The sequence below is a fragment of the Pelagimonas sp. genome (assembly GCF_058892305.1).
This window is the reverse complement of sequence record NZ_JBZXVN010000031.1, coordinates 33,743-46,530: the sequence shown is the minus strand read 5'-3', so window position 1 is coordinate 46,530 and position 12,788 is coordinate 33,743. Positions and strand designations below refer to the sequence as shown.

Here is a 12,788-nt window from a genome sequence, read left to right as displayed (position 1 = left end):
CCCTCAATCTTTTAAAACAATATGCGCTTTGAGGATGGCAGCCTGCGGTCGCTGGCACCAGATTTTTCTGAAGCGGTCGCGTTTGCCGGGGCGGTTTGGCGTCACAAATCTTTTACGCAAATCTCGGATGTTTTGCGATCAAAGCCCTTGCGGCCACTGGTCGTCATACCATTGATGCCGTAAGGAGCCGCCAGATTTAGAGGCCCAGAATGAAACACAATCGTCATATCGCGCGCGACATTTCCTATGCCTATTCGGCGCAGAGCAAACCGGGCCGCGCGGTGATCCGATTGTTGGAAAATGCCACCGGGCGATTGAGTTTGATCAAGCGCGCCCAAGGCTATGAAGAAGAGGTCAGCGCCGGGCGCGATTTTTGGCAGGTCATGGTCGAACGCTATGGTCTTGAGCTTGAGGTTGTCGGCGGACGCCTTGATAATATTCCAAAATCCGGGCCAGTGATTGCCATCGCCAATCACCCCTATGGCATTTTGGATGGTTTGATGATGGGGCATATCCTTTCGCAGGCGCGCGGTGATTTTCGGATTTTGGCGCATCGGATTTTCCGCAAGGCGGATGAGCTCGACAAGATCATCCTACCGGTCAATTTCGACGAGAGCCGCGAGGCGGTCCAGCAAAACCTAAAGACGCGCAAAGAGTGCCTTGCTTATCTGGGGCAGGGCGGATGTCTGGGCATTTTCCCCGGCGGCACAGTTGCGACGGCGGAAAAACCCTTTGGCACACCGATGGATCCGGGGTGGCGGACGTTTACAGCGCGAATGATATCCAAATCCGATGCGGCGGTGGTGCCGATCTTCTTTGATGGCCATACCTCGCGGTTGTTTCAGGTCGCCAGCCACATGCACACCAACCTTCGGATGGGGCTTTTGATCAAGGAATTTCGCAAACGGGTCGATACACCGGTGCGTGTGTCGATTGGCAAACCGATCCCACGCGCGGAAATTGACGCATATAGCCGCGATGCGCGGGGACTGATGGATTTCCTACGCAAATCAACTTATGATCTCTCCCCGAAACCTGTCGTTTCCTACGATTACGGTTTCGAGTTCGAAGAAAAACACAAGTCCCGCGCACAACGTCGGGACACAGGCAGAGGGTAGTAACATGGCAGTGGGTATTTTTGATTCCGGGCTGGGTGGATTGACGGTTCTGGATGCGGTGTCCAAGGCGATGCCGGAGGTGCCATTTGTCTACTACGGCGACAATTCCCATGCGCCTTACGGGGTGCGTGATGCGGATGACGTGTACAACCTGACCACGGCAGCGGTGGAACGTTTGTGGGATGAGGGGTGTGACCTTGTCATTTTGGCCTGCAACACTGCCTCGGCCGCCGCGTTGCGCCGGATGCAAGAGGCGTGGATTCCATCGGATAAACGCGTTCTTGGGGTCTTTGTGCCCTTGATCGAGGCGCTGACAGAACGGCAATGGGGCGACAATTCCCCACCGCGCGAAGTGGCGGTGGAACATGTGGCGCTTTTCGCGACCCCGGCCACGGTGCGGTCGCGCGCCTTTCAACGAGAATTGGCGTTTCGCGCCATTGGGGTCGACGTCGAGGCGCAGGCCTGTGGCGGCCTTGTGGATGCGATCGAAGAGGGGGACATGATCTTGGCCGAAGCCCTTGTGCGCAGCCATGTCGATGCGTTGAAACGCAAGATGCCCGACCCGCAGGCGGCGATTTTGGGCTGTACCCATTACCCGCTGATGCAGGAGGTTTTCCAAGATGCGCTTGGGGCGAATGTCAAAGTTTACTCGCAGGCTGATCTGGTCGCGGCCTCGCTTGCAGATTACCTCAAACGGCATCCGGCGATGATTGGCAGCGGTGAGACCAGCGCGTTTTTGACCACGGGGAACCCCAAGAAAGTCTCGGATCACGCCACGCAATTTCTGCGCCGCGAAATCGTGTTTCAATCGGCTTAACCGGGGTTAGCCCAGCCGGACCTGAGCATATCCGGTCATCAGTTTCAAAAGATCCTCTGCCGCGTTTTTGGGAATGCGGTAGGCGATGGCTTTGCGGGACAGATCAAAGAAACAGTGATGTCCGGGGGTGCCATTGTGGACACGCTGATACCCCATGGACCACTCTTTGAAACGGCGCTTTTGGGCCGACCCGTGGGACAGAACCTTCATGCGGTAATGACGAGGGTCATGGTAGACGGCATCCAGGACGGTCTGGACCTGTTCGCGCTGTCCTTCGAGAACTTGAAAGAAGGTCGCGCCGCAATAGAGCAGCATTCCGGTGACGCCGCGCGCTTGGTTGCGCCTTCGGGCATGGGCTAGAAGGCGGTCAAGTTCACAATCCGACATGTTCGATTTTGAGTGACTGATATAGATGGCACGAAACATGATGTCTCCTTTTGAAAGCGTTTCGTGACATCCCCAAGACTGTTTGATTGAAAACACCCTGTGAGCGCAAAGCGCGACAAGGTGTTTTCGGATCATCCCTTTCTCGAAACGCGACTATACCCCCAATAGATAGCATTTCATTAAAATCTTAACGGTATCTAAGGTGTTGTCGTAATTCGGAATTTAGAATTCTTGGCCGATATCCTTGATCCACCAGCTGTGTTTGCCCTGTCTCACAATTTGGATGCGGCGACCTTTGGGGAAACTCTCCAACTCCTGAGCAGGATGGCGAAAACTGGTGCCCTCATTGCCCTCAAAATCCTGCCAGATCAGGCGCGCCATGGGGCCTTCCTCTTTGGGGGGCCAAGAGTTTTTTATGCCAGTGACTTTGGCAGTGCGCCAGTCACCGTCTTTGCGAACGCGCAGCGCGCCACGGGTTTTCAGGATCGGCTGGGCAAGAAGAACGAGGGTGCAAAACAGCACCGTTAGATTGGACCAGAACAGAAACTTCATGCCACGGCTGGTCTTTTGGTAAAACAGATTGGCGATGCTGGGATCTTGGTCGTGGTACCAGATTTGCAAAACACTGCCGGCGGTTGCGACCTTGAAAACATTCTGATCCACCGGGTGTTTGAGGCGCATGTTGCGCCCCTCTTGTGTGGTGAAACGCAGGTCCAAATTATAGGTAAAGCTTGGCGTGCCAGAGTGACGGTTTTCGGTGACGACATTGTCGATGACCGTCGCGGTGGTGGGCGTCATATGCGTCGCCAAACGGCGTTCCTGAAAGAACAAAACCACCGTGAGAACCAGCGTAACCGACCAAATACAGGCGATGAAGGCCGGAATGATGCCGCCCTGTTTCAAAAACAAAACCCAAGAGGAGGCTGGCGAATAGAAATCTGAATCAGTCATTTGCATACTCTGGCGCAAGGTTGTGATCGGCTCAACCTACGGTTTTGCCACAGGCACCATTCGCCGCGCAATTTAGCGGTATTTCGCAATACAAAACGCCCACCGCTTGGGGTGGGCGTTTGACGGATCGTTGGGCGAGCGCGTTTACACGTCGTCGCGCAGTGCCTCTTCGAGGATTTTTTCGTTGCGGGCTTCTTCGATGCGGCTGATGCGGTCGCTGTTCATGCGTTGGTCAAACTTGTATTTCACCACATTGATCAGGCTGATCGTCAGCAGAACGATGCCCATGCCCCAGTAGCCTTTGGTCGAGAGCGGCACGTCGACCGACAGCCAGAGCGAAATACCCAGCAGTAGGTAGGCCAGAACAACACCAGCCATGTTGATGAAAAGGATTGAGCTGTTTTCTTTGGTGTCATTGTACATTTTAAATCTCCGATAATCTCGTGGGTGTTTTATTCTCAGGTGTTGGTGGCTGAATGAGGGTTAACTCATAGATTTGAGGCGGCTCAGCACGTCATTGGCGGTGCTTTTGGAGGCTGGGCCAAACCCCTGTTCGGCCAAACGGTCGGCGACGTCGCTTTGGTTCAGGCCGCTGTCGATCTCTTTGAGAATTTGACCTTGCTCAAAGGGGTCATCCTTTTGCAGCACCCGCGCGATGAGATCTTCGGCCTCTTCAAAGCTGGTGTCTTTGGCAACATGAGCGTTCAGACGTTTTTGGATTTGCTGTTCTTTTTTGGCGGCGCGGGCGGCGATGGCCCCTTGTTTCAGGTCGATGATCCGGCGATTAGCGGTTTCAACCGATTGGCGCAGCTGTAAAATCCGGGTTTCGAGGCGTTGAACCGTGGTGCGGCGCAGGGTGAGTTCGTTTTCCATGCTGGCGATGGCCTGAGCAGCCTGGGTGGCCAAATCTTCGCGCTCACCTTCGAGGGCCTCTTTGGCGCGGCTCATCAGGTCGGTGATTTTGCCTTCTAGGGTTGCCACCTGACGGCTTTCGCCGCGTTCGCGCTGCATCAAGCTGGCGAGAGAATATTTGGCGGCCTTGAGGCTGGCTTCGGCTTCGCGGATTTTTTGATCAATCAATTCAATGCTATAATGGTCGCGGACGTTTTCTTCGGCCCGGGCATTTGCACCAGCAATCAAGGTTTTCAAAGTTCCAAACATGTCGCTCTCCGTTTTAAATTGCTTTATGAACATCGTTCATGAATTTGATATAGCGAGAGCATGAACGCCGTTCAACAGAAAAATGAACAGCGTTCAATTTGACGTGGCGTCACTGAATCCGAGAGAGAACCTGAGCGATCATGACTTCAATCTGATCAAGGGGCACAGCCGAGATGCGTTGTTCGAGCCCCAAGAGCACAATGCCATGCACAGAAGAGAACAAAGCGCGGGTCATCAGGTCGCGCTCGGACTCTGGCATGTCGGGGAACAGGTTGGCCAAGGGTTCGGCGATGTAGGAGAACAAGCCGCCCAAGGCATCAAGGTACCATTGTGGAACGGGGCCGTCGGTGGACATTTCAATGTCAAAGAGGGCGCGCCATAGGGTGGGTTGATCGGATGCGAAATGCAAATAGGCGAGGGACATGGCAATGAGACGGTCGCGGGGGGCGGCCCCGGCGGCCTCGGTCACCGATTGCGCCACGGTTGCGCCAAGGCGGCGAAAGGTGCGGCCGTTGACCTCAAGCGCGAGGGCGTTGAGGTCATCAAAATGCGTATAGATCGCCCCGACGGCACAGCCGGCCTCTTTGGCAAGGCTGCGGGCGCGGAGCGAGGACAGGCCCGCCTCGGCGATCTGGGCCTCGGCCAGTTCGATGAGCTTCTCACGCAGGGCGGCTTTGCGGGCTTGGGTTTTTTCCGACATGTCAGGCTTTTCTTGTTGAACGCTGTTCAATGTTATCAGCGCCCGCGCCGCGACAAAAGACCAAAGCCGCGCCAAGCCCATTGAATTACCGCGACTAAGGGGCTATAGCTTCGGTCAAAGGAGATCCTTCATGCCGATGAATACCGTCCCATTCCTGCGACGATGAGCTGAAGAAACCCGGGTGATTTTACCCGGACCTTGATCTTTGTTTCGGCCAAACGATGGCCACCCCCAACCAGCACGAGCCTTTCTATGTCGCATTCCATCGCCATTATCGGTGCGTCCGGGTATACCGGCGCCGAACTTATCCGGCTGATCGCCACCCATCCCGAGTTTGAGATCAAAGCCCTCGCGGCCAATTCCAAGGCGGGCAAGCCGCTCGCTCAGGTGTTCCCACATCTGCGCCATCTGGAGTTGCCGGATTTGGTCACATGGGAACAGATCGACTATGATCAGATTGATCTGTGCTTTTGCGCATTGCCGCATAAGACCAGCCAAGAGGTGATCTCCAAGCTGCCCAAGTCGGTCAAAATTGTCGATCTGTCAGCCGATTTCCGGCTTCGTGATCCGGCGGAGTATGAAAAGTGGTACGGCAACCCGCATTCCGCCGTCGAGATGCAGGGCGAAGCGGTCTATGGCCTAACCGAGTTCTATCGGGATGAGATTGCATCGGCGCGCCTTGTTGCCGGAACCGGCTGTAACGCCGCCACCGGTCAATTTGTACTGCGGCCTTTGATTGCGGCGGGTGTGATTGATCTTGATGAGATCATTCTTGATCTGCAATGCGGGGTGAGCGGGGCAGGGCGGTCGCTCAAGGAAAACCTGCTTCATGCGGAGCTCAGCGAGGGCACCAACGCCTATGCGGTTGGCAGCACGCACCGGCATTTGGGTGAGTTCGATCAAGAGTTCAGCGCCATTGCAGGGCGGGATGTGAAAATCCAGTTCACGCCGCACCTTGGCCCGTTCAATCGCGGTATTTTGGCGACGGCCTATGTGCGTGGCGATGTAGATGCCGTGGAAGCGGCCTTGCGCGACGCCTATGCAGATGAACCCTTTGTCGAGGTGTTGCCGCAGGGGGAAACCCCCTCGACGCACCATGTGCGTGGCTCAAATTTTTGCCATATCGGCGTGGTGGCCGACCGCTTGCCCGGTCGGGTGATTGTGGTTGCCGCCTTGGACAACCTGACCAAGGGCAGCTCGGGTCAGGCCTTGCAAAACGCCAACCTGATGCTTGGGGTTGAGGAAACCGCGGGTCTGATGTTGGCCCCGTGTTTCCCCTGATCGCATGGCGGATATTTGCGCAAAATCCAGCCGAACCGGGCCGGGATTTGCGCAAAGTCAAGGAATCGCGTGGTCTGGGCTGGCATAGGGTGGTGTAACTAGGGGTGTGACAATTGGGTGCTGCAAATATGCATCTAAGGCATCTATATAGGGACTGACTGATAAAGCTGGTGGATCGGAAAACGAAATGGCTCTGAAATCACTCAAGAAAAAGCGGCGCGTGCAGGTCATTGCCTTGGCTGCGGTGGCCTTGGTCGTGTCAACGGCCCTGATTGGCTATGCAATGCGCGATGGGATCAACCTGTTCCGCTCGCCCTCTCAAGTGTCAGAAGAGCCGCCCGCCGCCAACGAAGTGTTTCGGATCGGCGGTTTGGTTGAAGACGGGTCCTTGGTCCGTGGCCAAGGCCAGCAAATCACGTTTAGCGTCACCGATGGCGGGGCGACAATTCCGGTGGTCTTTGAGGGGGTTTTACCCGATCTGTTCGCGGAAAACCAAGGCATGGTCGGCACCGGGCGCTATGTGAATGGCGTGTTTGAGGCGAGTGAAATCCTCGCCAAGCATGACGAAAACTATATGCCCAAAGAGGTTGTTGACGCGTTGAAAGAGCAGGGCGTTTATCAAGAGCAGATCGACGGCGACAGCTAAACGCCGGACCTTGCGCGGTTGCGGGTCAGGCGGGATCGCGCGTTTGTGCGAGCAGGATCGTGACATGCAATCCTGTTGGCAATGCGTTGTCCAAAACCAGCGCGCCGCCCGATTGTTTGGCAAAGCCAGACACGGCGGATAGCCCGAGACCGGTTCCGGCCCCAACCCCCTTGGTGGTGTAAAATGGCTCTGACAATCGGCTAAGGGTTTCTTCGGAAACGCCGGGGCCTGCGTCTTGAACATAGAGGCCAATATAGGGCGGGTCGGCTTCTGGCTGACCCGGCGCGGCGGCGGCGCGGCTCAGAATCCGACGGGCACCAATTTCGATTCGTCCTTCTCCTTGCATGGCATCCTGAGCGTTCAGGCACAGTTGGATCAGACAGGTTTCAAGCATATCCCGATCGACATGGACCTGAAACTCGTAATCTGCAGGTCGGATGTCCAACTCGACCTTGGGGTCCAATAGATCGGCGAGGACCGGTTTGAGATCTTCGAGGAAAGAGGCAATTTCCAGGCGAACCGGTTGCAGGCGCGTGCGTCCGCTGGAGGCGACAAGCTGCTGTACCGTAAGGGCGGCGCGATTTGCGGCCACACGGCATTGTTGCATGGCAGAATGCCGTTCTTTGGGGTCATCAAGAAGCTCAAACAGTTCGAGATTGCCCATGATGGCGGTGATTTGATTGTTGAAGTCATGCGCCACACCACCGACAAATTGGTTGAGCGCACGGGCTTTTTGGGCTTGGGCATACCGACGTTCTGCCACACGCCGGGCGGCTTGTCGTCTTAGCTCGACGTCCTGGGCTCTGAAAAACAGGTAGGTGACCAAGATGCAAAAACCCAAGATGACCACATGATCCAACGTGAAGTCCAGCTTGGGGGCCATGATATAGAAAACCCAAGCGCAACACGCCGCAAAAAAACCAGTGTCTATCAATAGAACATCGGACGTCGGGTTTTCACGTTGAATGGCGTAAAGAGCGGTTCCCACAAGCGCGAAAACCGCTGGCAAATACATGGAGGGGCTAGCCCAGGTGAGGAGGTATAAAGGCACCGACAAGAAAATTGCCGTGCCTATCGAATAAAGAACCAAGGCGCTTTGCAATCGCACGAGAGGAGGTTTGCGCCGGCGCGGGGTCAGGACACGGTGGTAGGTGGCCTGTTGCAAGAGGTATAGCGCGAGCCAGCCAATAAACAAAATGCTCTCGATGACGAGTGACAAGGCAATGGCCGCAAATGCAACGCCCCCGATCCGAACGAACACTTCGGATTTCGTTCCAAAATCCGCACGGTACAGTCTTATCAGTCGTGCAGGGGTTTCATTGGCCATAGGAGGTACGTTCATAATTGTCACTGGCTTCAAACCTGACCCATCGGATGCGTTTGGGCAAGTGTGAGGTTTTGACCAAAGGTATAGGTCCGGGGCCAATTTCTGAACAATCCGCAATTGATGCTTATTTTGTCGCAAAACCACGGTTAAAAAATAACATGCCTTGAAAATGTTTCTTTAACACTGGTCAATCAAAGACTTGCGTCCAAACGGATGACGCCAGGCCGCAGTTGTCTTGATGACTTGTCACCAAGGCGAAACGAATAAATTGCACCCGATGGCGAATGGGGGCGATGGAAGGTTATGGTATTTTCGGGAAATAGGATTGCTCGTTAGAGTGGTAATTTCCCAAATAAAAAGGCGGCCCAAGAGCCGCCTTTGAAACAGGTTTTTTCAGCGCTTATTTCAAAATCGAACGCCCAGCGTATTCCGCTGTTTCTTCCAGCATTTCCTCGATACGGATCAGCTGATTGTATTTTGCCAACCGGTCAGAGCGAGCAAGCGAGCCGGTTTTGATTTGACCGCAATTGGTGGCCACAGCCAGATCGGCAATGGTTGCGTCTTCGGTTTCGCCAGAGCGGTGCGACATCACATTGGTGAAACGGGCGCGATGCGCCATGTCCACGGCTTTCAATGTTTCAGTCAACGAACCGATCTGGTTGACCTTGACCAGCATCGAGTTGGCACAGCCGCGCTCGATCCCTTGGGCCAGACGCTCAGGGTTGGTGACAAAGAGATCGTCGCCCACCAGCTGAACCTTGTCTCCGATGGCGTCCATCAGGGCCTTCCAGCCGTCCCAGTCGTCTTCGCCCATACCGTCTTCGATCGAGATGATCGGGTAATCGTTGACGAGCGCCTGAAGATAGGCGGCGTTTTCTTCGCTGTTCAGGGTCTTGCCTTCGCCGGACAGTACATATTTGCCGTCTTTGTAATATTCGGTCGCGGCGCAATCGAGCGCGAGGTGAATGTCATCACCGGGCTTGTAGCCAGCTTTTTCGATGGCTTTCAGGATGAAATCCAAAGCGTCGCGGGTGCTTGACAGGTTGGGGGCAAAGCCACCTTCGTCGCCAACACCGGTGGCGAGACCCGCGGAAGAGAGCTCTTTTTTCAGAGTGTGGAAGACTTCGGACCCCATGCGAACGGCGTCACGGATGTTTTCCGCAGCCACCGGCATAATCATGAATTCCTGAATGTCGATAGGGTTATCGGCGTGCTCGCCGCCGTTGATGATGTTCATCATCGGAACCGGCAGAACGCGGGCCGAGGTACCACCGATATAGCGATAAAGCGGCTGGCCGGTGAATTCGGCGGCGGCTTTGGCGGTTGCCATGGACACGCCGAGAATGGCGTTGGCGCCAAGGCGGCTTTTGTTTGGGGTGCCGTCAAGCTCGATCATCGACATGTCGATGGCGACCTGTTCGGTGGCGTCAAAGCCAAGAATGGCTTCTGCGATTTCGCCGTTCACGGCGGCAACGGCTTCTAGCACGCCTTTGCCCATGTAACGCGCCTTGTCGCCATCGCGACGTTCAACCGCCTCGTAGGCACCGGTCGAGGCCCCGGATGGAACCGCTGCGCGCCCCATGGACCCGTCTTCGAGTGTGACGTCAACTTCGACGGTTGGGTTGCCGCGGCTATCGAGGATCTCGCGGGCGTGAATATCAATGATGGTGCTCATGGGTTATCCCTCAGGCATTGAAATTTGCCTGTCTCATAACAGGCTGACCGGGAAAGGCAACGGAATCGTTACCGCTAACAGCGCTCCATGGCACAAGGTTGCGCTAACGTGTGGCGCTAACGGTCGGGTTTTTCGTTGGCGGGGCTGACGTTAGGTCGAGCGTGGCTGGTCGCTTAGACCACCAGCGCCACATTTCACGCTTGTGGGGCGCGAGAGTTTTTGGCCTCGCGCCAAAAACTATAGACGCCAGCCGCCAATACCAGTCCGGCCCCAAACAGGGTGTAGCCGTCGGGACGCTCGCCAAAAATCATAATCCCGAGGCTGGTGGTGAACAACAGCCGCGTATAGCGAAAGGGGGCCACAATCGACACCGGGGCCATGCGCATGGCGATCGTCACCGCGAGATAGCCAAAGGAGGTGAAAAGCACAGCCGCAAAGATACGCGCCAAAGCGATGGGGTCGGCCGTCAGCGGCATGGTTTCGAACATATAGACGCCGATGCCAACAGGGATTGTTGAACCAAACCCCCAAGCCGAGAGGGTCAGCGCCGGGATATGCGAGGGGGCCAAACGCGTGACAAGATCGCGCCCGGCAAGGCCAGAGACGCCCATAACCGCAAACAATTCCCAGCCGGAAAACGTCACACCTAAGGGGCGGATGACGATCAACATACCGGTCATGCCAACCAAAACAGCGGCCCAGCGGCGCCAGCCGACTTTTTCACCTAAAAACAGCGCGGCACCGAGAATGGTAACCAGAGGCGCAACCTGCATGATGGCGGCAAAGATCGACAGCGGGACATGGGTAATCCCGACAATCAAGCCAATTGCGCCAATGATTTCAAAGCCATTGCGCAGGATGACCATCGGGTGCCAGAATTCTGTGGACCAAACGGTCAACCCGCGCATCTTGGCCATGGCGACAAATAAAAGGGTGCCGCCGGTGCTCAGGAGGAACATGATCTGCCCCATCGGGGCGCGTTCGCCCGACAGTTTAACAGCCGCGTCGCTCAGCGCCAAAAGCGCCATGGACAGAACCATGATTGCAATTGCACGAATGGCCATCAGGTGATCACGGTCGGGCGCTTGCGGCCCGTGCGTTCGACGATCATGGCGAGCTGATCCGCGGCTTGGATAACCGGGGCCAGCGCCTCTTGGGCGTCTTGTCCGAGATCATCGGTGGCATAGGTTTCCAGATAGACACGCAGGGTGGCCCCAACGGTTCCGGTGCCCGACAGGCGAAAGACAACCCGCGCGCCGCCGTGGAAATGAATGCGGATGCCTTGGGCTTCGGTGCGCGAGCCATCAATCGGATCATCATAGGCAAATTCATCGGCCGCCTGCACACGCAGACCCGCAACGATGGTGTCGGGCAGGGTGGATAATTTGGCGCGCAGCCCCTGCATCAGGTCATTGGCGATACCGCCGTCGATGCCTTCGTAATCGTGGCGGGAATAGTAATTGCGCCCATAGGTTTGCCAATGTTCGCCCATCAGATCGGCCACCGAACATTTGCGCACGGCCAGAACGTTGAGCCAGAACAAGACCGCCCAAAGCCCGTCTTTTTCGCGCACATGGTCCGAGCCGGTGCCGGCACTTTCTTCGCCACACAGGGTGGCGCGGCCCGCATCCAGAAGGTTGCCAAAGAATTTCCACCCGGTCGGAGTTTCGTGGCATTCGATCCCAAGCTTGTCGGCGACGCGATCCAGCGCAAGTGAGGTCGGCATTGACCGCGCAACGCCATTCAGCCCGTCTTTGTAGGCGGGAACAAGCGTGGCATTGGCCGCCATCGCCGCAAGGCTATCAGACGGGGTGACATAAATGCCGCGCCCCATAATCATGTTGCGATCGCCGTCACCGTCGCTTGCCGCGCCAAAATCAGGACCGTCGACATGCATCATGGTATCGACAAGCTCCTTGGCCCAGATCGGGTTGGGATCTGGGTGACCCTGACCAAAGTCGGGCAGGGGAATGGCATTCACAACACTGCCTTTGTCCGCCCCAAGGCGGTTTTCCAAAATCAGTTTGGCGTAGGGGCCGGTGATGGCGTGCATGGCGTCAAAGCGCATGCGAAAACCGGATTTGAACAGATCGGCGATTGCGTCAAAGTCGAAAATCTCTTCCATCAGGGCGGCATAATCGGCCACCGGATCGACAACTTCGACCTCCATGCGCCCAAGCTGGGCGAGCCCGGTTAGGGACAGGTCGACATCGGGCGTGTCCATCGTGCGATAGGCGCTGATTTCTTCGGTGGCGGTGTGAATGGCCGAGGTGACCGATTCCGGAGCCGGGCCGCCGTTGGCGATGTTATATTTGACACCAAAATCCCCATCGGGCCCGCCGGGATTATGGCTTGCCGATAGGATGATGCCGCCATCGGCCTTGCGTTTGCGGATCAGGTGCGAGGCGGCAGGCGTCGAGAGCAAGCCGTTTTGACCCACAATCACCCGCGCCGCACCATTGGCCGAGGCCATGCGCAAAACGATCTGGATCGCGTCGGTATTAAAGAAGCGGCCATCGCCGCCCAGCACAAATGTTTTGCCCTGTGCGCCGCCGATCCCTGTCCAGATGGACTGAATGAAATTTTCAAGGAAATGAGGCTCTTGAAAGACGCGGGTCTTTTTCCGAAGGCCCGATGTTCCGGGTTTCTGGTTGGCGATGGGGGTGGTCTTAATCGGGGTAACAGACATGTAATGGGCCTCGGACGGCAAATATCATTTGCGTCG

The 12,788-nt window shown here is 56.2% G+C and carries 13 protein-coding genes; 4 read left to right on the top strand and 9 right to left on the bottom strand.

Features of this window, described 5'->3' with window-relative positions:
- Nucleotides 1–209: 209 nt before the first annotated feature.
- Nucleotides 210–1,118: a lysophospholipid acyltransferase family protein gene (locus AC5EFR_RS13375; protein ID WP_493576295.1), complete on the top strand. Its 909-nt coding sequence runs from the start codon at nucleotides 210–212 to the stop codon at nucleotides 1,116–1,118.
- A 4-nt stretch (nucleotides 1,119–1,122) separates the two neighbouring features.
- A complete protein-coding gene (gene murI / locus AC5EFR_RS13370) occupies nucleotides 1,123–1,935 on the top strand; it encodes a glutamate racemase (RefSeq protein WP_493576294.1) in 813 nt (270 codons plus the stop codon).
- 6 nt (nucleotides 1,936–1,941) lie between these two features.
- On the opposite strand, the gene AC5EFR_RS13365 is transcribed toward murI, so the two are convergent.
- From AC5EFR_RS13365 to AC5EFR_RS13345, 5 genes are all read right to left on the bottom strand, one after another.
- On the bottom strand, nucleotides 1,942–2,361 hold the full coding sequence (locus AC5EFR_RS13365) for a BLUF domain-containing protein (protein ID WP_493576293.1): 420 nt from the start codon (nucleotides 2,359–2,361) through the stop codon (nucleotides 1,942–1,944).
- A 183-nt stretch (nucleotides 2,362–2,544) separates the two neighbouring features.
- Complete coding sequence (locus AC5EFR_RS13360) at nucleotides 2,545–3,273, bottom strand: DUF3592 domain-containing protein (protein WP_493576292.1); 729 nt, start codon at nucleotides 3,271–3,273, stop codon at nucleotides 2,545–2,547.
- 144 nt (nucleotides 3,274–3,417) lie between these two features.
- Nucleotides 3,418–3,696 (bottom strand): YiaA/YiaB family inner membrane protein, encoded by a 279-nt coding sequence (locus AC5EFR_RS13355; RefSeq protein ID WP_299921396.1) that lies wholly within the window; start codon nucleotides 3,694–3,696, stop codon nucleotides 3,418–3,420.
- Nucleotides 3,697–3,756: 60 nt separating this feature from the next.
- Nucleotides 3,757–4,434 carry a PspA/IM30 family protein gene (locus tag AC5EFR_RS13350; RefSeq protein WP_493576291.1) on the bottom strand — a complete coding sequence of 226 codons (678 nt, stop codon included), beginning with the start codon at nucleotides 4,432–4,434 and terminating at the stop codon, nucleotides 3,757–3,759.
- A gap of 109 nt (nucleotides 4,435–4,543) precedes the next feature.
- Entirely contained in the window at nucleotides 4,544–5,134 is a 591-nt protein-coding gene (locus tag AC5EFR_RS13345) for a TetR/AcrR family transcriptional regulator (protein WP_493576290.1), read from the bottom strand.
- Nucleotides 5,135–5,386: 252 nt separating this feature from the next.
- On the opposite strand from AC5EFR_RS13345, the gene argC reads away from it, so the two are divergent.
- On the top strand, nucleotides 5,387–6,415 hold the full coding sequence (gene argC / locus AC5EFR_RS13340) for an N-acetyl-gamma-glutamyl-phosphate reductase (RefSeq protein WP_493576289.1): 1,029 nt from the start codon (nucleotides 5,387–5,389) through the stop codon (nucleotides 6,413–6,415).
- A 187-nt stretch (nucleotides 6,416–6,602) separates the two neighbouring features.
- Nucleotides 6,603–7,061: a cytochrome c maturation protein CcmE gene (gene ccmE, locus AC5EFR_RS13335; RefSeq protein ID WP_493576288.1), complete on the top strand. Its 459-nt coding sequence runs from the start codon at nucleotides 6,603–6,605 to the stop codon at nucleotides 7,059–7,061.
- 25 nt (nucleotides 7,062–7,086) lie between these two features.
- On the opposite strand, the gene AC5EFR_RS13330 is transcribed toward ccmE, so the two are convergent.
- The 4 genes from AC5EFR_RS13330 to AC5EFR_RS13315 form a co-directional block, all read right to left on the bottom strand.
- Entirely contained in the window at nucleotides 7,087–8,388 is a 1,302-nt protein-coding gene (locus tag AC5EFR_RS13330) for a sensor histidine kinase (RefSeq protein ID WP_493576287.1), read from the bottom strand.
- A 400-nt stretch (nucleotides 8,389–8,788) separates the two neighbouring features.
- Nucleotides 8,789–10,063: a phosphopyruvate hydratase gene (gene eno / locus AC5EFR_RS13325; RefSeq protein ID WP_493576286.1), complete on the bottom strand. Its 1,275-nt coding sequence runs from the start codon at nucleotides 10,061–10,063 to the stop codon at nucleotides 8,789–8,791.
- Between the two features lie 194 nt (nucleotides 10,064–10,257).
- Nucleotides 10,258–11,127 carry a DMT family transporter gene (locus AC5EFR_RS13320; RefSeq protein ID WP_493576285.1) on the bottom strand — a complete coding sequence of 290 codons (870 nt, stop codon included), beginning with the start codon at nucleotides 11,125–11,127 and terminating at the stop codon, nucleotides 10,258–10,260.
- Entirely contained in the window at nucleotides 11,127–12,752 is a 1,626-nt protein-coding gene (locus AC5EFR_RS13315) for an alpha-D-glucose phosphate-specific phosphoglucomutase (protein ID WP_493576284.1), read from the bottom strand. Before AC5EFR_RS13315 ends, AC5EFR_RS13320 begins: the two co-directional genes overlap by 1 nt.
- Nucleotides 12,753–12,788 lie beyond the last annotated feature (36 nt).

Bases quoted from the DNA above. Each gene is read 5' to 3' on its own strand.
- AC5EFR_RS13375 (WP_493576295.1), top strand. From the start codon at position 210: ATGAAACACAATCGTCATATCGCGCGCGACATTTCCTATGCCTATTCG.
- murI (WP_493576294.1), top strand. From the start codon at position 1,123: ATGGCAGTGGGTATTTTTGATTCCGGGCTGGGTGGATTGACGGTTCTG.
- AC5EFR_RS13365 (WP_493576293.1), bottom strand. From the start codon at position 2,361: ATGTTTCGTGCCATCTATATCAGTCACTCAAAATCGAACATGTCGGAT.
- AC5EFR_RS13360 (WP_493576292.1), bottom strand. From the start codon at position 3,273: ATGACTGATTCAGATTTCTATTCGCCAGCCTCCTCTTGGGTTTTGTTT.
- AC5EFR_RS13355 (WP_299921396.1), bottom strand. From the start codon at position 3,696: ATGTACAATGACACCAAAGAAAACAGCTCAATCCTTTTCATCAACATG.
- AC5EFR_RS13350 (WP_493576291.1), bottom strand. From the start codon at position 4,434: ATGTTTGGAACTTTGAAAACCTTGATTGCTGGTGCAAATGCCCGGGCC.
- AC5EFR_RS13345 (WP_493576290.1), bottom strand. From the start codon at position 5,134: ATGTCGGAAAAAACCCAAGCCCGCAAAGCCGCCCTGCGTGAGAAGCTC.
- argC (WP_493576289.1), top strand. From the start codon at position 5,387: ATGTCGCATTCCATCGCCATTATCGGTGCGTCCGGGTATACCGGCGCC.
- ccmE (WP_493576288.1), top strand. From the start codon at position 6,603: ATGGCTCTGAAATCACTCAAGAAAAAGCGGCGCGTGCAGGTCATTGCC.
- AC5EFR_RS13330 (WP_493576287.1), bottom strand. From the start codon at position 8,388: ATGGCCAATGAAACCCCTGCACGACTGATAAGACTGTACCGTGCGGAT.
- eno (WP_493576286.1), bottom strand. From the start codon at position 10,063: ATGAGCACCATCATTGATATTCACGCCCGCGAGATCCTCGATAGCCGC.
- AC5EFR_RS13320 (WP_493576285.1), bottom strand. From the start codon at position 11,127: ATGGCCATTCGTGCAATTGCAATCATGGTTCTGTCCATGGCGCTTTTG.
- AC5EFR_RS13315 (WP_493576284.1), bottom strand. From the start codon at position 12,752: ATGTCTGTTACCCCGATTAAGACCACCCCCATCGCCAACCAGAAACCC.